Raw genomic sequence first — 18,957 nt, 5'->3', positions numbered from 1 at the left:
TGCGTTGGCCGGGCCGGTGCCGGCATGTGTGCCATCGCATCACGCTCGTGGGTGCGCCCCGCGAGCACGCGCGGGGCGGCGCAGGAGCGTCAGGCCAGGGGCAGGTTGGCCAGACGCACGAAGTCGGCGACCTCGAGCTGCTCGGCGCGCGCGTCCGGGCGCACGCCCGCGGCCTCGAACTGCGCGGCATCGCAGACGCCGTTCAAGGCGTTGCGCAGGGTCTTGCGGCGCTGGCCGAACGCGGCGCGGACCACGTCGGCGAAGCGTTTCGGATCGGCGATGCCCACCGTCTGCGGCGGTCGCGGCACCAGCCGCACCACCGCCGAATCCACCTTCGGCGGCGGCCGGAACGCGCCCGGTGGCACCACGAATAGCGAGGTCACCTCGCAGTACGCCTGCAACATCACGCTGAGCCGGCCGTAGACCTTGCTGCCGGGGTCGGCGGCCATGCGGTCGACCACTTCCTTCTGCAGCATGAAGTGCATGTCGGCGACCGCCGCGGCGTGGTCCAGCGCATGGAACAGGATCGGCGAGGAAATGTTGTAGGGCAGGTTGCCGACCAGGCGGATGCGCGCGCCCTCGGCCAGGGCGGTGAAATCCACCGACAGCACGTCGCGGTTGAGAATGGTCAGTTCGCCGACGCCGGCCGCCGCCGCGGTCAGCGGCGCGATCAGGTCGCGGTCGAACTCGATTACGGTCAGCTGGCCGTGCCGGCGCAGCAGCGGGAAGGTGATCGCGCCCTGGCCGGGGCCGATCTCGACCAGCCGGTCGCCCGGCTTGGGGTCGACCGCGCGCACGATGCTGTCGATGTAGTGGCGGTCGCTGAGGAAGTGTTGGCCGAGGGATTTCTTGGCCGGGGCGCCGAAGCCGGAAGAGGAAGTCATGGCGGGCATTTTATCGGCATGCGTGGGGCGGCGCGCGCTGCAGCGACATAGGAGTGGTTTCAGCTGCGACCGGCATGACCGTGAGCCTGGTTGCGACAACGCGCCGAGCGCCGCTTGGACCGGGAGCTAAGCCTGCGTGCGGCGCGCAGCCAGTTGCGCGCACAGCGCGGTGGCGGCGAACAGGCTGGATGGATCGGCCACGCCGCGGCCGGCGAGCTCCAGCGCGGTGCCGTGGTCGACCGCCACGCGCGGATAGGGCAGGCCGAGGGTCAGGTTCACCGCCTGCTCGAAGCCGCTGTACTTGAGAACCGGCAGCCCCTGGTCGTGGTACATCGCCAGCACCGCGTCCACGCTCGCCAACTTCTGCGGCAGAAAGGCGGTATCGGCCGGCAACGGGCCGAGCAGGCGCATGCCTTCCGCGCGCAAGGCGTCCAGCACCGGCTGCATCACCTGGATCTCTTCAACGCCCAGGTGGCCGTCCTCGCCGGCATGCGGGTTCAGCCCCAGCACGGCGATGGTCGGCGCGGCGATGCCGAACTCATGACGCAGCGCGGCCTCGGTGATGCGCAGGCTGCGTTCCAGCAGGGTCGGGGTGAGCGCATCGGCGACCGCGCGCAGCGGCAGGTGGGTGGTGACCAGGGCCACCCGCACGATGGCGTTGGCCAGCATCATCACCACCTCGCGGCCGGCGTGTTGGGCCAGCAGTTCGGTGGTGCCGGTGTAGGCGATGCCGCCGGCATTGATCGCGGCCTTGTGCACCGGGCCGGTCACCATGCCGTCCAGCTCGCCGCTCAGGCAGGCGTCGGCGGCCTGGGTCAGTGCGGCGATCACTGCGCCGGCGTTGGCCGGCTCGGTCGCGCCGAAGCGGCTGGGCACGGCATTGGCGACCGTGCGCAGGCGCAGGTCGCCAGGGGCGAGGGCGGGGCTGGATTCGGGCAGTAGCTGCAGCGGCAGCGACAGCGCCGCGGCGGCGGCGCGCAAGGTCTCGGGATCGGCGAAGGCCAGGAGCTGGCAATCGTGGCGCGGCTGTTGCGCCAGCCGCACGCACAGCTCCGGGCCGATCCCGCCCGGCTCGCCCGGCACCAGCGCGAGCGAGGGACGCATGGGTCAGGGCTTGGCGGCGGGCGCCGGCGCGGGCGTGGTCGCCGGCGCGGTGGCCGCGTCGGTGTTGCCCACGCGCAGGTCGACGTAGGCTTCGCCGCGCATTTCCTGCAGGAAGCGGTTGTATTCCTCTTCCAGCTTGCGGCGGCCGATGGTCTCGCGGACCTGGGCACGCTGGGTGTCGCTGGTCACGTCGGTCTGACGCTCGCCGACGCGCTGCACGATGTGCCAGCCGGCCTCGGTGCGGAACGGCTGCGACACCTGGCCGTCCTGCAGGCTCGCGACCTGGTGGCCGAAGTCCGGGCCGAACGCGTCGACCGGGAACCAGCCCAGATCGCCGCCCTGGCTGCGGCTATTGGTGTCTTCCGACGCTTCCTTGGCCACGGCCTGGAAGTCGGCGCCGCCGGCGATGCGGGCACGCAGGGTCTCGATCTTGGCCTTGGCGGCCGCGTCGGGCTGCGCGTCGTTGACCCGGATCAGGATGTGACGGGCGTGGTACTCGGTGACCGTCTTCTTTTCCGGATTGGCCGAGGCATCGCGCACTTCGACCAGCTTCAGCAGCTGGAAGCCGCTGGGGCCGCGCAGCGGGCCGGCGACCTGGCCCGGCTTCATGTCGCGGATCATCTGCGCGAACGCGTTGGGAATCTCGTCCAGGCTGCGCCAGCCCAGGTCGCCGCCTTCCAGCGCGTTGGGGCTGTCGGAGTAGCGCACCGCCGCGGCGTTGAAGTCGATCTCGCCCTTGTCGATCAGGGTCTTGACCCCGTCGATCTTGCCCTGGGCGGTCTTGATCTGCTCGGCGGTGGCGCCTTCCGGCAGGCCGACCAGGATGTGCGCCAGATGGTACTGGGTGCCGGTGGTGGCCTGCTGCGCCAGCGCCGCGTCCACTTCGCTCTCGCTCACGTTGATGCGGCTCTGCGCGAAGCTCTGGCGCAGGCGCTGCACGGTGATTTCGTCGCGCACCGAGTTGCGGAAGTCGGTGTACGACATGCCGTCGGCAGCCAGCTTCTTGCGCAGGCCGTCCACGTCGGTGCCGTTCTGCTGGGCGATGCTGGCGATGGCGCGGTTCAGCTCGTCGTCGCCGACACGGATGCCGGTGCTGTTGGCACGCGCGACCTGCAGCTTGACCAGCACCAGGCGCTCGAGCACCTGCCGCTGCAGCACGTTATCCGGCGGCAGCTGCGCCTCGCGGCCGACATACTGCGCCTTGACGTTGCGTACGGCACGATCCAGCTCGCTCTGCAGCACGACATCCTCGTCGACCACCGCGGCAATGCGGTCCAGCGGTTGGGTTTGTTGCGCGGCGGCCGGAGCGGACACACCGGCGATCGCCAGCAGAGCGGCGAGGAAAGCAGAAAGGGTCTTGGTCATGGAATCTGGTTCGGATCGTAAGCGTCCGGATCGGTCGTGGTGTTGCTGGGCGGGACCAAGTACAGGTCGTCGCGGTTGTAGCCGAGGATAGCACGGCGCAGAACGCGGTCCGTGTCCTGGCCCAGGGACGACAGGCCCTTGAGCACGAACTCGATCTGGAATGCGGTATCCAGCGCGCCGGTACGATTGCGCACGTAGCGCCGCGCCAGCGCCCGCACCGCCAGGCAGCAGCTGTCCCACTGCACGCCGAGGATGCTTTCCAGCGGCTTCTTGTCCATCAGCGAGTAGTAATGCCGGCCCACTACGCTCCAGGTCGGGTTGATCGGGTACAGGAACGACACGTCGGCCTGCTCCAGCAGGTCGCGGCGGTAGCGGTAGCCGATGTTGACGATGCCGTCGCCGGGCATCAGATAGCGCGCACGGAAACTGGCCAGGTCCTTGCGCCGGTACTTGGGATCCCACTGATAGGTGGCGCCCAGGTTCCAGCGGTCGTTGATCATGTAGTTGGCATCTGCCACCCAGGCCGACTTGCCCTGCTCGATGGTGGTGTCGCTGTCCGGCAGGCTGACCCGCGAATCGCTGAAATACAGGATCTGGCCGAGGCTGACCGACAGCTTCTCCTTGCCGTCGTCCTGGCGCAGCAGGCGCGAGCTCAGCGCCATGGTCAGCTGGTTGGCGTCGTTCTGGCGGTCGGCGCCGGTGTAGCGCGAATCGCGGAACAGCTGGCCCCAGCTGAAGGTGAACTCGCGGGTGTCGAAGATCGGCAGGTCGCTCTGGTCGCGGTACGGCGTGTACAGATAGAACAGCCGCGGTTCCAGGGTCTGCAGATAGTTGGTGTTGCCCCACTTGGTATCGCGATCGAAGTACAGGCCCGCATCGACCGTGGCGATCGGCAGGCTGCGCGAAGGCGTGGTGTCGCCGCCGAGCGTGGCCGCCAGGTCCTTGTCCAACTGATAGGCGGTGTAGCGCCAGGCCAGGGTCGGCTTGAGGAACCAGGCGGCGCCGGCCAGCGGCATCGAGATGTAGGGCTTGAGGTCCAGGCGGTTGCCACCGGGGCGCGGCGTGACCACGCCGGTCCGTTCGTAGGTGCCGTCGGTGGTTTTCTGGTGGATGTCGTCGTGCACGAAACGCACGGCTTCGCTGTAGAGGCCGGCTTCGAAGTAGTTGCCGAACGTCTGGTCCCAGTTGAAGAAGGCGCGCGGCTGGCGGTTGTACGGCAGCGCGTCCTCGGTCAGGGTGTAGTCGGTCAGCTGCCAGCGGTCGGCCATCACGCCCGCAGTCCAGGTCTCGCCGGTGCCGTAGACGCCGATCGTGCTCTGGATGTTGGACACCGCATTGCCGAGCAGGCGGTTGGAGAAGTCCTCGGTATAGCGCTCGTCGCTGACCCAGGCCACCGAGGCACGCGCCTGCCACTGCCCGTTGATGTTGTGGTAGCCCTGGTAGCTGAAGCGGCCGCGATCCTTGTCGCGCAGCTTGTCGTCGGACAGGTAGGCGGCCTGCAGTTCGCCCTTGCCGCCGTCGTACAGATAGCGGAATTCGCTGCCCAGCATCAGGCCACGCCGGGCCATGAAGCGCGGATACAGCGTGGCGTCGTAGTTGGGCGCCAGGTTCAGGTAGTACGGCTGGGTGTAATCGAAGCCGTTGCGGCTGGACAGGCCGATCGCCGGGAACAGGAAGCCGCTGGTGCGGCGATCGTCGATCGGGAACTTGAACCAGGGCGCGTACAGGATCGGGACGTTGTAGATCTTCAGGATCGCGTTGCGCGCGGTGCCGAAGCCTTCGTCGTTGTCGACGTCGATCTCAGGCGCGTGCAGCTCCCACACCCGCTGCGAGGGGTCGCAGGTGGTGTAGGTGGAGCGGTGCATCTGTCCCAGCGCGCCCTGCAGGTCGACCGAGTCGGCCTTGCCGTTGCCGCGGCGGGCCAGCAACTGGTAACGGATGTTGGTGATCTTGTGGGTATCGGTGTCCTGATTGCCCTCGGCGCGGTCGGCGATCATGCGGATCGACGAATCCTGGTAGCGCACGTGGCCCTCGGCGATGTAGTTGCCGGTCTCGGTGTCCACCCGCAGGCTGTCGGTGCCCATGAACTGGTCGCCGCGCTTGAGCGCGACGTTACCGGTGTAGTTCGGGATGGTGGTGGTGCCCGACAGCTGGTCGCCTTCGATATTGGTCGGCTGCTGGTCGCGGTTCTGCGCGAGCTTGGGGTCCGGCTTCTGCGCGTCGTCGAACTTGGGCAGGACGTCCGGGGTCGGGCACAGGCCCCAGTTCGGCGGCTTTTCAGCCGCCACGGCCGGCAGGCAGAGGGCGATACTGAACGGAAGAGGGAGCAGGCGGAGGGTTCGGCGCACGCGCGTCAGGTATCGGGCTAAAACGGTCGCTAGCTTGCCCCATCCGGTGCATAGGGGCAATGAAGGCGTCCCGGGGCCGGGGGCCGGGGTTCATCGGTGCCCAGGGCGGGCCCTCGATTCCCGAGCACGCCGCGTCGGGCCTGGCCGGCGGCGCTCAGCCGCGTCGCGGCGTCGCCGGGGCTGGATGACACGCCCTCAGCGCAGCGCGTCGACGTGGGCAACGCTGCCCTCGCGCAGGGCCTGCAGGTCGTAGCCGCCTTCCAGCAGGGACACCACCCGGCCACCCGCGTGCCGCTGCGCCACCGCGCGCAGTTCGGCAGTGATCCAGCCGAAGTCCTCGGTTTCCAGCATCAGGTCGGCCAGCGGGTCGCGCATGTGCGCGTCGAAGCCGGCCGAGATCAGCAGCAGCTGCGGCTTGAACGCGTCCAGCAGCGGCAGCATCTGGTCGGCCCAGGTGTTGCGGAAGCGGAAGCCGCCGCTGCCCGGCGGCAGCAGTGCGTTGTGCAGGTTGCCGACGCCGCGGTCGTGGACCCCGCCGGTGTGCGGGAACAGCCCGGACTGGTGGGTGCTGAGGTACTGCACCTTCGGCTCGCGCTCGAAGATCGCCTGGGTGCCGTTGCCGTGATGCACGTCGAAATCGACGATGGCGATCCGCTCCAGGCCGTGCGCGTCGCGGGCGTGGGCGGCGGCCACGGCCACGTTGTTGAACAGGCAGAAGCCCATCGCGGTGTCGGCGGTGGCGTGGTGGCCGGGCGGGCGCACCGCGCAGAACGCGGTGTCGCTGGCGCCGTGCATCACCGCGTCCACCGCGGCGACGCCGGCACCGGCGGCGCGCAGTGCGGCGGCGCGCGAACCGGGCGAGATCACCGTGTCCACGTCGAGCATCTGCGGGCCGTCGAGGTCGGCCAGGACGCGATCGATCAGGTCGCGCTCATGCACCCGGGCCAGGTCGCCGAGCTTGGCCAGCGGCGCTTCGCGCCATTCCAGCGCGGGAAACGCCTCGCGCAGTGCGGTCGTCACCGCGTCCAGGCGCTCCGGCCGTTCCGGGTGCTCGGGTCCCGGCGCGTGACCCAGGCAGGCAGGATGGGTGTAGATCAGCATGCGCGGCCGCGGCCCGGGCCTCGCTCAGGCCTGGCGCCGGTCGTGGCGCCACAGCACTTCGCCGTGGCCGTCGGCCCGCGCCAGCACCCGCGCCAGCACGAACAGCAGGTCGGAGAGGCGGTTGAGGTAGCGCACCGCTTCCGGGCGCACCGCGTCCTGGCGCGACAGCGCCACCGTCTCGCGCTCGGCGCGGCGCACGATGGTGCGGGCCAGGTGGCAGCGCGCCGCGGCCTCGCCGCCGGCGGGCAGGATGAAGTCCTGCAGCGGCGGCAGGGCGTCGTTGTAGCGGTCCAGGTGCCGTTCCAGCGCGTCGATGTCGGCGGCATGGATCGCGGCGTGGCCGGGGATGCACAGCTCGCCGCCGAGGTCGAACAGCTGGTGCTGGATCGCGGTCAGCAGCTGCCGCACGTCCTCGGCCAGCGCGCAGGCCAGGACCACGCCGATCGCCGAGTTGGCCTCGTCCACGGTGCCGTAGGCGGCGACCCGCGCCGAGTCCTTGCCGACCCGGTTGCCGTCGCCCAGGCCGGTGCTGCCGTCGTCGCCGGTACGGGTGTAGATCTTGGAGAGGCGGTTGCCCATCCCGGTCAGTGACCGACCGGCTGGCCGCGCTGGCCCAGCCGCGCCAGCTGCTCGACGCCGACCTGGATCGCCGCGGCCAGCGCTACGTACAGGCTGGCGCTGCCCAGGTATGGCAACAGCCAGTCGCTGTAGTTCTGCCACCAGCCGGCCAGGGTCGGGTTCGGCACGCTGCGGCTGACCCAGTAGAAGCTGCCCTGCGCCAGCAGGTGGCACAGCGCCACCGCGACCAGCAGGCTGGCGGCGGTCAGGCCCAGCGCGCGCCAGTCGGCGCCGCGATAGCGCCGCGCCAGCCACGCGCCGCCGGCCCACAGCACGAAGTAGGCCGGGATCAGGCACCAGTAGGCCGGCGACACGCAGTAGTGCTGCCAGAAATCCAGGCCCTGGCCGCGGATGACCAGGTAGTCGACCAGCACCGCCAGCGCCATCAGCAGCGGGAAGGCCCAGCGGGTCCAGCTGCGCAGGTAGAAGCCGCCGACGAAGAACACCGCCCACGACGCGTCCGGGATCGCCCCGAAGTGGTTGATACGGGTCGCGGCCAGCAGTGCGGTCAACAGCAGCAGGGCGGGGAGGCGGTGGGCGGAAGGCGTCATGGCGGCGGGCACCGGTGCACGTAAGACCCGGGATTCTACTGGAAGCGTGGCGCGCGCGAGTGCCGCGCGCCGGGGCGGCCTGTGCGGCGCAAGCCGGGCGTTGGCGCTCACCGGGCAGACGGGTGCGGGTCGTATCATGGCCAGATGAGCAAACGACATGACGTAGTGATCGTCGGCGGCGGCCTGGTCGGCGCCAGCCTGGCCATCGCCCTGGACCGGCTGGGGATCGACGTGGGCCTGGTCGAGGCCGCCCCGCCGGGCGCGTTGCCGCCGGTGTTCGACCAGCGCAACCTCAGCTTCGCCGCCGCCACGGTCAACGCGCTGAGCGCGCTCGGAGTGATGCAGCGGCTGCGCGCGCCGACCGGGCCGATCCGCCGCATCCACGTCAGCCGCGCCGGCGATTTCGGCCGGGTGCGGCTGGAAGCCGCCGACTACGGGCGCGAGGCCTTCGGCCAGGTGGTGGTGGCGCGCGACTTCGGCGAGGCGCTGGAGGCCAGCCTGGCGGCGACGGTGCGGCTGACCCGCTACCGCCCGGCGCAGTTCGTGGCCCTGGAGGCCGACGCCGAAGACGGTGCGCGCCGCCTGCGCATCGTGCGCGACGGCAACGAGGAGGTCCTGCACACGCGTCTGCTGGTCGGTGCGGACGGCAGCGCCAGCGCGGTGCGCGAGGCCTTGGGCATCGGCGCAACGCGACACGATTTCCAGCAGACCCTGGTCGTGGCGCGGGTACGCGGCAGCCGCCAGCCCGACGGCACCGCCTACGAGCGCTTCCGCGACGACGGCCCGACCGCGCTACTGCCGCGCGGCGATCGCCATTACGGCGCGATCCACGCAGTCGCCGCCGAGGACGCCGCGGCGGTGGCCGCGCTGGACGAGGGCGCCTGGCTGCAGCGGCTGCAGGACGCGCTGGGCTGGCGCGTCGGTCGCCTGCTGGGCAGCGGCGAGCGCAGCGCCTACCCGATCGTGCAGGTGCTGGCCGAGCGGCTGACCGACGCGCGCGCGGTGCTGCTGGGCAATGCCGCGCAAACCTTGCACCCGCTGGGCGCGCAGGGCTTCAACCTGGGTCTGCGCGATGCGCTGACCCTGGCCGAGCTGATCGAGCGCGACGGCACCGATCCGGGCGCGCCGGCGCTGCTGCAGCAGTACGCGCAGCGCCGCGAGCAGGATCGCCAGCGCACGGTGACGTTCTCCGGCGGGTTGGCGCGCTTGACCGCCAATCCCACACCGCTGCTGCGCCCGCTGCGCAGCCTGGGCCTGTTGGCGGCGGCGCAGGCCGCGCCGCTGCAGTCGTTCCTGGTCGGCGGCGCGATGGGCTTCCGCGGCGACGTGCCGCAACTGTGCCGGGAGGCGCGCGCATGAGCCGGCGCGGCGTGCTGGATGTGGTGGTGGTCGGCGGCGGCGTGGTCGGCGCGGCCTGCGCGCTGGCCCTGGCTGCGGAAGGCCTGGCGGTGGCCCTGGTCGAGGGCCGCGAGCCGCCACGCTGGTCGGCGGACACGCCGGACCTACGCGTGTACGCTTTCGCCCCCGACAACGCGGCCCTCTTGCAGGGCCTGGGCGTGTGGCCGCAGGTGTTGGCGCAGCGCGCCAGCGCGTACCGGCGCATGCGCGTGTGGGATGCCGGCGGCGGTGGCGAGCTGGCCTTCGACGCCGACACCCTGGGCCGCGACCAGCTCGGCTGGATCGTCGAACACACTCTATTGGTCGAACAGCTGTGGGCGGCGCTGCCGGCGGCCGGCGTGCAGGTGCATTGCCCGGCGCGCGTGGAGGCGCTGGAGCCTTCGGCCGAGCGCGCGCGACTGCGCCTGGACGACGGCAGCCGCCTGGACGCGCGCTTGGCGGTCGCCGCCGACGGCGCCGATTCCACGCTACGCGGGCTGGCCGGTCTGGATGCGCCGGCGCACGACTACGGCCAGCGCGGCGTGGTCGCCTTCGTGCAGACCGAACAGCCGCAACAGGACACCGCCTGGCAGCGTTTCCTGCCGGGCGGGCCGCTGGCGTTCCTGCCGTTCGCCGATGGCCGCAGTTCGATCGTGTGGACCCTGCCCGAGGCCGAGGCGGCGAGGGTGCTGGCACTGGACGACGCGGCGTTCGGCGCCGAACTGACCCAGGCCTTCGGCGCCCGCCTGGGCGCGGTGCGCGCGCTGTCGCCGCGGCTGGGCTTCCCGTTGCGCCGGCAATTGGTGGAGGCCTACCAGCGCGGCCGCCTGCTGGTGCTGGGCGATGCCGCGCACGTGGTGCATCCGCTGGCCGGGCAGGGCGTCAATCTGGGCCTGCGCGACGTCGCCGCGCTGGCGGCGTTGGTGCGGCAGGCGCAGGCGCAGCGGGTCGACTGGGCGGCGCCGCAGCGGCTGGCGCGCTGGGCGCGTGGTCGCCGCAGCGACAACACTGTCGCCGCCTACGGTTTCGATGCGATCAATCGCCTGTTCTCCAACGACGATCTGCACCTGACCCTGCTGCGCGGCCCGTTGCTGGGCCTGGCCGGCAAGCTGCCGTTGTTGATGCACGGTTTCTGGAAGCGCGCTTCCGGCGTGTAAGCGCACGCTCCGGCCGGATGCGGCGGCCGCGGGATCCGACCACGCGCCGAGCGGCGCCCGTACCCTCATCCGCCCCTTCGGGGCACCTTCTCCCGGAGGGAGAAGGAAGAGCCAGCTTCGGCTGGTTGCTTGAGCCCTCTCCCCTCGGGAGAGGGGTTGGGGTGAGGGTAGGGCGCGAAGCGCAGCACGCAGGCCGCGTCCCTGCCATGGAGGATGACGATGCAAGACGCGACACAGACAGTGGATCTGCTGATTTCCCACAGCCAGGTGCAATTGCGCGCCCGCGACTTCGACGAGGCCGCCTGCCGCTGGGGGCCGCGCAACCTGGAGCAGGGAGCGATCCTGCACCGCGACTACGTGGTGTTCGACCCGCTGCCCGAGGACGCGTTCGGCGCGCAGGTGCACCTGGTGCTGGCCACGGCGTTCGCGCCCGACCCACGCGCGCAGCGGCGCATGCAGGTGCCGTTCCGGGTGAATCCGGACGTGCGGGTGCAGGTGGCGTCTGCCGCCGAGGCCTTCGATGTGACACTGGCGCTGCAGCCCGGCGACTACGCGCTGTACTACGAGGTCTGCGAAGGCGTTGACGAAGTGTATTACCGATTCACCCTGGTGCCGGCGACGCAGCCGGTGTCGGCGTCCTATCTGCTGGACGACCCGTGGGGTGGGGCGCAGGATGCGCCGCTGCAGGAAGGGACGCTGTAGCGGTCGTCAGCGCGGCGATCGACGCAGTGGCGATGGCGGCGGCAGCTGCAGTGAATGGTTTGCGCGACCCTTCGACCATCGCGTGACGGATGTCTGCGGCGTTGCCGCTTCAGAAAACAGTCGCGCCGCATGCGGCGGGAAGGCCGCAGGCGGCGCGTGTGGTGGAAAGGATGCGGGTCGTGCGACGCGTGGGTCGCGTCACGTCGACATCCAGCCTTGCAGGTCGGCCTTGCTCAGGCGGCCGTGGTGATGCACGTCGACGGCGTCGAACTCGGCGTACAGCGTGGGATCGGCCTTGGCCTCGGCGCGGCTGATGTAGCCGTCATGGTTGCGGTCGAGCTTGGCGAAGTCGATGTGGTAGTCGCCGACGATCGAGTTTGGTTCGACCGAGGTGACATTGATGATCTGGCCGTTCTGGTGCAGGGTCACTTCGTCCGGCGCCGACTGCGCCATGGCCAGCGCCGGCGCGGCAAGCAGCGCAAACGCGAACGGGACGAGACGAGGAACGATGCGGTTCATGGCACGACTCCTGTTGCTGGGAAGGAGTCAAGACCATAGGCCTGGCCGAATTAATCGACACTAAAAAAATCGGGCATTCGCGCGCGCGCGCCGGCGCTGTTTAGCAAGCGTTTCCAACGCTGTTTAGCAAGCGTTTCCAATGCGCCCGCAAGGCGACCGGCGGTGCGCCGGCGCCCGCCATGGTGGCGCCGGACGCATGCCGTTTACCGCTACAGCCAGCCGGCCAGTTGCGCGCGGCTGAGGCGGCCGCTGTGGGTGGTGTCCAAGGCATCGAACTCGTCGGCCAGCGACGGGTTGGCCTGCGCTTCGCTGCGGCTGATGTAGCCGTCGTGGTCGGCGTCCAGCGCCTCGAAGTCGATGCGGTAGCTGCCGGCGACGCGGTCGGGCTGGATGCTGCGCACGGTGACCTGCGCTTCGCCGGGCGTCGTTGGCAACTGCACCTGGTGGGTCACCACGCCGTTGCTGAGCGGCTGCGCGCGCACGTTGACCGGCGCATCGCGCAGCGGCTCGGTGGTGGCGCTGGAGGTGGCGGTGAGGTTCTGCGCCGCGGCTGGTGCGGCGCAGGCGCACAGACAGCAGAGCAGGGCGAGGGAACGGCAGGACATGGACACGACGAAACTCCGGGACGGCGATGGAATGGCGGCCCCGGCGCTCAGCCGGGGATGAACGGGAACGCGAGCTTCAACAGGCCCTTCAGCCCGCCCTCGGCGGTGCTGGCGACGGCCTTGGCGCCGAGGCTGTTGAGCGCGCGGCGCACATCCTCCCAGCGTAGCTTGCTCACGTCCTTCTTCAACAGGTCGGCGACCTCTTCGGCGGCCGGCGCGAGCTTCTGCAACTCCTGGGTGATCTTCTCCGGGTCCGGCTGCAGGTAGCCCCAGCGCTCGGCGATCTTCAGCAGCGTGTCGAAGCGCACCGCCATCACGTCGCGGTTGCGCTCGTACACGGGCATGGCGCCGACGTCGACGATGGCCTGTTCGAAGCGCTGCTGGTCGTCGGGGTGTTCGATGCGGATCGCCAGGAAGCCGTCCTTCTTGCTGCGCTCGCTGACGTGCTTGGCCCCAGCGCGCAGGTTGTCCTCGGTGAGCACCGTGGCGACGATGCGCTCAAGCGCCGCCTCGCCCTCTTCCGGCACCAGCGCGCGCCAACGCGCATAGCCGTCGCGGCGCAGGCCCTTGACCTTGGCCGGTGTCACCCGCAGGCGCATCGCCACCGCGTTGTTGGAATCGCTGCGCGAGATCGCGCCGTCGCGTTCCAGCAACACGAAGATCAGCAGCTCCAGGTCGCGCTTGGTCAGCGACTGGAAGCCCTGCAGCAGGGTCAGGCGCAGGAATTCGTCGGCGAAGCCGGCCGGGTTGTTCAGTTCGATCGGCTGCATGTGCGCGGCCCTCCAGTCAGTGCAGCCAGGATGCCAGGTGGCCATTGCGCGGGCTGAGACGCCGCTGCGATACGCATCCCATCAGCGTCCGTACTCGCGTCCGGGGCGGTCGCTGCGGAAGGTCTCGATCGCGCCGCGGTCCTGCAGGGTCACGTCGACATCGCGTCCGTCGGCGCCGCCGAAGGCCAGGTTGGTGGGCTTGCGGCCCTTGGTCGCGACCTCGTGCAGCAGCGTGCCGTCCGGCGCCAGCACGATCACCTTGCCGGCGTCGTAGCGGGCCACGTACAGGTTGCCGTCGACGTCGCAGCGCATGCCGTCCAGGCCGGCGTCGGCGAAGCTGGCGAACAGCCGCTTGTTGGACACGGCACCGTCGGCGGCACGGTCGTAGACCCAGATCCGCCGCTGCACGCTCTCGTTGACGTACAGGCGCTTGCCGTCGGGGCTGACCTCGATGCCGTTGGTGGTGCCCATGCCGGTCTCGATCAGATGCGCGCTGCGGTCGCGGTCGATGCGCCACAGCTGGCCGCCATTGTGCTTCCAGTCCGGGTCGCTGGCGTACAGGGTGCCGTCCGGCGCCATTGCGATGTCGTTGGGCTGGAACGCGCCCGGCAGCGCGGCGTAGACCTCGATGCGCTTGCTGCGCAGGGCGATGCGCAGGATGCGGTGCCGGCCGTAGTCGGCTACATACATGCGCCCGCGGCGGTCGAAGCGGATGCCGTTGCCGATGCTGCCGTCAGGCAGATCCACGAACAGGGTGGCCTGCGCGCGGCCCTCGGCATCGCGCTGGACCCGGCCGATGCTGCCGTCGTGGGCGAAGTTGACCACGTACAGCGCACCATCGGGGCCGGTGGCAGGACCTTCGATCTTGTCGGTGAACACGCCGTCGCCGACCAGGTCGCGGGCCTGGAACAGGGGCTCCTGCGCGCCGGCCGGGGCAGCCAGCAGCAGGGCGAGGGCGGCGAGCAGTGGGCGGCAGCGCATCGGCGTCTCCGGAAAAGCGGAGGCGGCAGTGTGCCAGAGGCCATGGCGCATCGCGCGATGGGGCTCACAGTGCCGATGCGGCGCATGCGGGTAGGGTGCGAAGACTGTCCGGTTGGAGTCGCGCATGTCACCTTCCTCGCCGAATCGCCGCCGTCTGTTGCTTGCCGGCCTGTCCGCGGCCGGTGCCGGCATGCTGGGACCGATGGGGTGGGCGGCGACGCCATCGCGGCGGCGCAAGCCGCTGGGCGTGGCCCTGGTCGGGCTGGGCGAGTACGCCAGCAGCCGTCTGGCGCCGGGTCTCACTCTGACCAGGCATTGTCGCCTGGCCGGCATCGTCACCGGCTCGCCGCAGAAGATCCCGCAGTGGCAGGCGCGCTATCGCATCCCGGATCGCAACGTCTACAGCTACGACGACCTGGCGCGCATCGCCGACAACCCGGACATCGACGTGGTCTACGTGGTCACGCCGCCGCACCTGCACGCGCCGCTGAGCATCCGCGCCGCCGCCGCCGGCAAGCACGTGTGGTGCGAGAAGCCGATGGCGCTGCATGCCGAGCAGGCGCAGGCGATGATCGAGGCCTGCGCGCGCAACAAGGTGCGGCTGAGCATCGGCTACCGCATGCAGCACGAGCCCAATACCCGACGCCTCATCGCCCTGGCCGGCGAACGCCCGTTCGGGGCGATGCGCAGCGTGCGCGCGGAGGCGGGCTACGCCGGCTATGGCGACACCGACCCGGCGCAGCGGCCATGGCGGCTGCGTGCGGAGTATGGCGGTGGGGCGATGTACGACATGGGCGTGTATCCGCTCAACGCGGCGCGCTACACGACCGGCGCCGAGCCGCTGGCGGTCAGCGCGCGGCGTTCCACGCAGCGGCCGGCGTTGTTCGACGAGGTCGACGAGCACATGCATTTCACCCTGGAATTCCCGCACGAGGTGACCGCCACCTGCGCGGCCAGCTTCGGCCGCACCATGAACCTGCTGCGCGCCGAGTGCGCGAACGGCTGGTACGAACTGGCGCCGTTCCAGGCCTACGACGGCGTGCGCGGCCGGGCCAGCGATGGCCGCCTGTTCGACGCGCGGGTGCGGCACCAGCAGGCGCTGCAGATGGACGAGGACGCGCTGGCGATCCTGCACGGCACGCCGCTGCGCGTGCCCGGCGAAGAAGGCCTGCGCGACATCCGCATCGTCGAGGCGATCCAGCGTTCGGCGCGTGCGGATGGGGCGCGGATCGTGCTGTAGCGGCGAGCGGAGCCAATGCGCTCTTGGTAGGAGCGGCTTTAGCCGCGATGGGCGTTATCGGGAAAGCCCATCGCGGCTAAAGCCGCGCCTACGAAACGCCGGATGTGAACGCGCCGCCGCTCAGCCCGGTATCGCCAGCACCGTGATCTCTTCGCGGTCGTGGTAGAGCTGCTTGGCGCGCAGCTGCAGCGGGCGCTCGGCGCGTTCGGCGAACAGGTCCAGGCACAGCCGGGTCTCGTCCCAGCGCTTCTTCATCGGCAACTTCAGATTGAAGATCGCGTGCCGGCACCAGCCCTCGCGGAACCAGGTGGCCATGCGCTCGGCGACGCGGCGCGGTTGCTCGACCATGTCGCAGACCATCCAGTCCAATGGTTGCGGCGGTTTCCAGTGGAAGCCGTCGGCGCGCAGGTGGTCGACCAGGCCGCTGTCGAGCACGTGCTGGCGCAGCGGACCGTTGTCCACGCTGGTCACGTGCAGGTGCTGGCGGGTCAGCACCCAGGTCCAGCCGCCGGGGGCGGCGCCGAGGTCGGCGGCGCGCATGCCCGGGCGCAGCAGCGTCTCGCGCTCCTGCGGGGTCAGCAGTGCCAGCAGCGCTTCCTCCAGTTTCAGTGCCGAGCGCGAGGGCGCCTCCGGCAACAGCTTCAGGCGCGGAATGCCCAGCGGCCACGGCGCGCTGTCCTCGCTGTCGGCCACCGCGAGCAGGGCGTGGGTGCCGGTCACGAAGCAGACGTGCAGGCGCGGCAGCCGCGGCTGCGGCTTGTCGCTGAGCAGGCCGGCCTTGCGCAGGGCGGGTCGCAGCGCGTTGCCGAAGCTGCGCGCCAGGCCCGACAGCGGCTTGCCGGCGTCCGAGTCCGGATGTTCGACCCACAGGTCGCCGAAGCGCGGCTGCCCGGCCAGCGCCTGCAGGATCGGTGCGATGCGGTCGCTGGCCGGCAGGTCGCGCAGTTCGGCCAGCAGGTGCAGCTTCTGCCGGGCGAAGATCAGCCCGCGCCAGGGCAGCGCCTGCGCCGGCACCGCGGTGTCGGCGAGCAGCAACGCATAGCCGCTGTTGCGCTCGGTGCGCGCGTAGGCGGCCAGCCCGGCCTCGCCCGCGCGGGCGTTGAGCTCGCCCGCCAGTTCGGGTTCGAAGCCGGGCCGGCAGTAGCACAACAGGCCATGGACCAGCGGGCCGTTCTCGGGGGACATGGGCAAGCCTTCGCCGGCGGCGTCAGTAGCGTGGGCTGTCGAGTTCGCCGTAGCGGCGCAGCACCGCGCAGGCGGCGTCGCGGTGCAGGCCGCGCACCACCTCGATGCCGCGGCGCTGCAGTTCGCCGACCCAGTCGGCCGGCAGCGGGCCTTCGTCGAACGGGGTCAGCGCCATCACGTCCTCGGCGCTGGCGCCGATCAGCAGGCGGTCGATGCCGGCCCAGATGGTCGCGCCGTAGCACTGGCAGCACGGCTGCGAGGAGGTGGCCAGGGTCACCGGCGACAGCACAGCGTTCAAGCGCGGGGTCTGCAGACGCTGCTGGGCCAGCATGTAGGCCATGTTCTCGGCATGCGCGAGCGAGGTGGTCTGCGGCACCACCCGGTTCACGCCGACGGCGATGATGCGGTGGTCCGGGCCGAACACCGCCGCACCGAACGGACCGCCGCTGCCGGCGTCCACGTTCAGTCGCGACAATTCCACCGCCAGCGCCACCTTGTCGGCGTCGCTGGCGTAGACGGCCTGCGGATCGACCGCTTCGTGGATCCAGGCGGGCAGGGTGAGGTGGACTTGCGCGTAGAGCATCAGCGGACGGGTTCGGCAGGCGGGGGGGCGCGCAGTGTATCGGCTTGGGCGGGGCGCGCGCTGCATTGCCCGGACACGCAGGAGCAGCCGGCGATGGCGCGCGAGCCGCACACGCTCATGCGCCCGCTGGCCTGGCACTGCGCCATCACCCCCTGTGGATCGGTGGGGCTGTCGCGGTTGACGCACGCCGGCATCGCGCCGCAGCAGTTGCCGACGTTCTTGACGGTGCAGTCGGCATCGGTGCGGCAACTGCTGTCGACCTTGATCGGCAGGCCTGGCGCGGACGCCGTGGGTGCCGGCGCAGGTTCCGACGGTTTGGCGGTTTCGCTGCGCGCGCAGGCGCTGGACAGCAACATGCCGGCGATCAGGCACAGGGAACACAGCAACGACGCGAAATGGCGGGGCATGGCGACCTTCCGTGCGGTGGAGTGCGGCCATGGTAGCAACCCACCGCGCCGCCGCCGGGTCAGCGGCGCACGACGGTCATCGCGTCTGCGCTGTCCTGTGCGATCCGCAACGCGGTGCCGTCCAGTGCCTGGTGCAGCGCCTGGCGGATGCTGACTTGTCCCTTCACCGCGTTGACCGGCAGCGACGCGAGGCTGGGGTCGCGGTAGACGACCATGCAGCCGGTGGCGTGGGCCAGTTGCTGCGCTACCTCATCGAAGCGCCCGGCCGGCAGGTCGTAGGCGTGGTCGGGGACCGCGTCGCACTTGCCGGTCGTTGCCGGTGCGCTGGCGGTGGCGGCTGAATCCGGGGCCGCGCCGGACGAGGCGGTGGAGGAGGCGCAGCCGGCGAGTGCGATGGTCAGGGCGAGGGCGGGGCAGCTACGGCGCAGGACGGTGTGCATGGCGCGATTCCCGTGGGGAGGACCTGCGCCAGTCTAGGCAGCGTGGCTTAACCGGGCTTGGCTTCGTGCGCAGGGGATTGCGGCCGCGCATGCACCAGGGTGCACCACAGCACGCCGCCGAGCAGGCAGGCGATCGCCAGCAGTTCCAGCGGGTTCGGCCAGCGCTGCTCCCACAGGAAGCCGTACAGCAGCGCGAAGACCGTCTCGAACACGATCATCTGCCCGACCAGGGTCAGCGGCAGCAGCCGGCTGGCGTGGTTCCAGCAGGCGTTGCCGATCACCGAGGCGAACAGCGCCAGCACCAGGGCCAGGCCCCAGAAGCGCATCCAGTCGGGGCCGGCATGTGTCGTGTCGGCCAGGGCGAAGGCCGGCAGCGCCAGTGCCAGGGCCAGCGCGCCGGTGACCACGCCGGTCAGCAGCGACCAGTCGCGGCCGGACAGGTCCGGGCGCCGCCGCAGCCAGCGCGCGTTCTTGATCGAATAGGCGGTCCAGCACGCCAGCGCGCCGACCGCGCACGCCAGCCCGGCCGCGCGCAGGCCGAGGCTGGCCGGAATATGCGGCCGCGCGACGGCCAGGGTCTGTACCGCGACCAGCGCCACCCCGAGCACGCACAGCGCGCAGGGCGCGGCGAGCCGGCGCAACCGCACTGCGCCGGCCGCGCGCGAGCCGATCACGGTGACCGCCGCCGGCAACAGGCCGATGATCAGCGCGGTGGCGGCGCCGCCGGCCCACTGCACCGCGCTGCCCAGCAGCACGTAGTAGACGATGTTGCCGAGCAGGCTCAGGCGCAGCAGCGCCCACCATTCGGCGGCACCCAGCGGCGCGGTCGCGGCGCGCCAGCGCGGCAGCAGCACCAGGGCGGCGATGGCGCCATAGGCCAGGTAGCGCGAGACCGCCAGTTGCAGCGGCGAGAAGGCGCTCAGCAGTTGCGGCACCAGGAACACCAGTCCCCACAGCGCGCCCGCGGCCATGCCGCTGCCGACCCCTGCCCATAGACGTTCGCGCATGCGTTCCGGTTCC

20 protein-coding genes are annotated in these 18,957 nt (G+C 70.9%); 4 read left to right on the top strand and 16 right to left on the bottom strand.

Annotation, left to right across the window (positions count from 1 at the left end; genetic code table 11):
* Positions 1-89: 89 nt before the first annotated feature.
* The 7 genes from rsmA to GGR64_RS05220 form a co-directional block, all read right to left on the bottom strand.
* Positions 90-884, bottom strand: a complete 795-nt coding sequence (gene rsmA / locus GGR64_RS05250; RefSeq protein ID WP_184448327.1) for a 16S rRNA (adenine(1518)-N(6)/adenine(1519)-N(6))-dimethyltransferase RsmA — start codon at positions 882-884, stop codon at positions 90-92.
* Positions 885-1,010: 126 nt separating this feature from the next.
* Entirely contained in the window at positions 1,011-1,988 is a 978-nt protein-coding gene (gene pdxA / locus GGR64_RS05245) for a 4-hydroxythreonine-4-phosphate dehydrogenase PdxA (protein ID WP_184644413.1), read from the bottom strand.
* Between the two features lie 3 nt (positions 1,989-1,991).
* On the bottom strand, positions 1,992-3,353 hold the full coding sequence (locus GGR64_RS05240; RefSeq protein WP_184448325.1) for a peptidylprolyl isomerase: 1,362 nt from the start codon (positions 3,351-3,353) through the stop codon (positions 1,992-1,994).
* Complete coding sequence (gene lptD / locus GGR64_RS05235; RefSeq protein WP_184644411.1) at positions 3,350-5,701, bottom strand: LPS-assembly protein LptD; 2,352 nt, start codon at positions 5,699-5,701, stop codon at positions 3,350-3,352. Before lptD ends, GGR64_RS05240 begins: the two co-directional genes overlap by 4 nt.
* A gap of 195 nt (positions 5,702-5,896) precedes the next feature.
* The gene (locus GGR64_RS05230) at positions 5,897-6,802 is read right to left on the bottom strand and encodes a histone deacetylase family protein (protein ID WP_184644409.1); all 906 of its coding nucleotides are present in this window, start codon (positions 6,800-6,802) and stop codon (positions 5,897-5,899) included.
* A 24-nt stretch (positions 6,803-6,826) separates the two neighbouring features.
* On the bottom strand, positions 6,827-7,381 hold the full coding sequence (locus tag GGR64_RS05225; protein ID WP_160970583.1) for a cob(I)yrinic acid a,c-diamide adenosyltransferase: 555 nt from the start codon (positions 7,379-7,381) through the stop codon (positions 6,827-6,829).
* 5 nt (positions 7,382-7,386) lie between these two features.
* Complete coding sequence (locus tag GGR64_RS05220) at positions 7,387-7,971, bottom strand: hypothetical protein (RefSeq protein WP_184644407.1); 585 nt, start codon at positions 7,969-7,971, stop codon at positions 7,387-7,389.
* Positions 7,972-8,115: 144 nt separating this feature from the next.
* Here GGR64_RS05220 and ubiH point away from each other — a divergent pair, with 144 nt between their 5' ends.
* The 3 genes from ubiH to comJ all read left to right on the top strand — a co-directional run bounded on the left by ubiH (position 8,116) and on the right by comJ (position 11,207).
* Entirely contained in the window at positions 8,116-9,330 is a 1,215-nt protein-coding gene (ubiH, locus tag GGR64_RS05215; protein ID WP_184644405.1) for a 2-octaprenyl-6-methoxyphenyl hydroxylase, read from the top strand.
* On the top strand, positions 9,327-10,505 hold the full coding sequence (locus GGR64_RS05210; protein ID WP_184644403.1) for a UbiH/UbiF family hydroxylase: 1,179 nt from the start codon (positions 9,327-9,329) through the stop codon (positions 10,503-10,505). Before ubiH ends, GGR64_RS05210 begins: the two co-directional genes overlap by 4 nt.
* Positions 10,506-10,724: 219 nt before the next feature.
* Positions 10,725-11,207: a competence protein ComJ gene (gene comJ / locus GGR64_RS05205; RefSeq protein ID WP_160970591.1), complete on the top strand. Its 483-nt coding sequence runs from the start codon at positions 10,725-10,727 to the stop codon at positions 11,205-11,207.
* Positions 11,208-11,405: 198 nt separating this feature from the next.
* On the opposite strand, the gene GGR64_RS05200 is transcribed toward comJ, so the two are convergent.
* The 4 genes from GGR64_RS05200 to GGR64_RS05185 all read right to left on the bottom strand — a co-directional run bounded on the left by GGR64_RS05200 (position 11,406) and on the right by GGR64_RS05185 (position 14,082).
* Complete coding sequence (locus tag GGR64_RS05200; protein ID WP_160970593.1) at positions 11,406-11,726, bottom strand: hypothetical protein; 321 nt, start codon at positions 11,724-11,726, stop codon at positions 11,406-11,408.
* A 209-nt stretch (positions 11,727-11,935) separates the two neighbouring features.
* On the bottom strand, positions 11,936-12,331 hold the full coding sequence (locus GGR64_RS05195) for an EF-hand domain-containing protein (RefSeq protein WP_184644401.1): 396 nt from the start codon (positions 12,329-12,331) through the stop codon (positions 11,936-11,938).
* A gap of 47 nt (positions 12,332-12,378) precedes the next feature.
* Positions 12,379-13,101 carry a hypothetical protein gene (locus tag GGR64_RS05190; RefSeq protein ID WP_160970597.1) on the bottom strand — a complete coding sequence of 241 codons (723 nt, stop codon included), beginning with the start codon at positions 13,099-13,101 and terminating at the stop codon, positions 12,379-12,381.
* Between the two features lie 81 nt (positions 13,102-13,182).
* Positions 13,183-14,082: an SMP-30/gluconolactonase/LRE family protein gene (locus tag GGR64_RS05185; protein ID WP_184644399.1), complete on the bottom strand. Its 900-nt coding sequence runs from the start codon at positions 14,080-14,082 to the stop codon at positions 13,183-13,185.
* A 124-nt stretch (positions 14,083-14,206) separates the two neighbouring features.
* Here GGR64_RS05185 and GGR64_RS05180 point away from each other — a divergent pair, with 124 nt between their 5' ends.
* On the top strand, positions 14,207-15,322 hold the full coding sequence (locus GGR64_RS05180; RefSeq protein WP_184644397.1) for a Gfo/Idh/MocA family oxidoreductase: 1,116 nt from the start codon (positions 14,207-14,209) through the stop codon (positions 15,320-15,322).
* A gap of 120 nt (positions 15,323-15,442) precedes the next feature.
* On the opposite strand, the gene rlmM is transcribed toward GGR64_RS05180, so the two are convergent.
* The 5 genes from rlmM to GGR64_RS05155 are packed head-to-tail and all read right to left on the bottom strand — an operon-like array spanning position 15,443 to position 18,944.
* Positions 15,443-16,507, bottom strand: coding sequence for a 23S rRNA (cytidine(2498)-2'-O)-methyltransferase RlmM (gene rlmM, locus GGR64_RS05175; protein ID WP_160970603.1), 1,065 nt, complete (start codon positions 16,505-16,507; stop codon positions 15,443-15,445).
* 22 nt (positions 16,508-16,529) lie between these two features.
* Positions 16,530-17,090, bottom strand: a complete 561-nt coding sequence (locus GGR64_RS05170; protein ID WP_017914178.1) for a nucleoside deaminase — start codon at positions 17,088-17,090, stop codon at positions 16,530-16,532.
* On the bottom strand, positions 17,090-17,497 hold the full coding sequence (locus tag GGR64_RS05165; RefSeq protein ID WP_184644395.1) for a hypothetical protein: 408 nt from the start codon (positions 17,495-17,497) through the stop codon (positions 17,090-17,092). Before GGR64_RS05165 ends, GGR64_RS05170 begins: the two co-directional genes overlap by 1 nt.
* Positions 17,498-17,556: 59 nt before the next feature.
* On the bottom strand, positions 17,557-17,937 hold the full coding sequence (locus GGR64_RS05160; protein WP_184644393.1) for an STN domain-containing protein: 381 nt from the start codon (positions 17,935-17,937) through the stop codon (positions 17,557-17,559).
* Positions 17,938-17,984: 47 nt separating this feature from the next.
* Entirely contained in the window at positions 17,985-18,944 is a 960-nt protein-coding gene (locus tag GGR64_RS05155; protein ID WP_184644390.1) for a DMT family transporter, read from the bottom strand.
* Between the last annotated feature and the right edge of the window lie 13 nt (positions 18,945-18,957).

Origin of the sequence: Xanthomonas sp. 3307, assembly GCF_014199735.1 — a bacterium.
Classification (GTDB): Bacteria; Pseudomonadota; Gammaproteobacteria; order Xanthomonadales; family Xanthomonadaceae; genus Xanthomonas_A; species Xanthomonas_A rydalmerensis.
The sequence above is the reverse complement of the archived record's forward strand: the minus strand, read 5'-3'. Positions and strand labels throughout refer to the sequence as shown.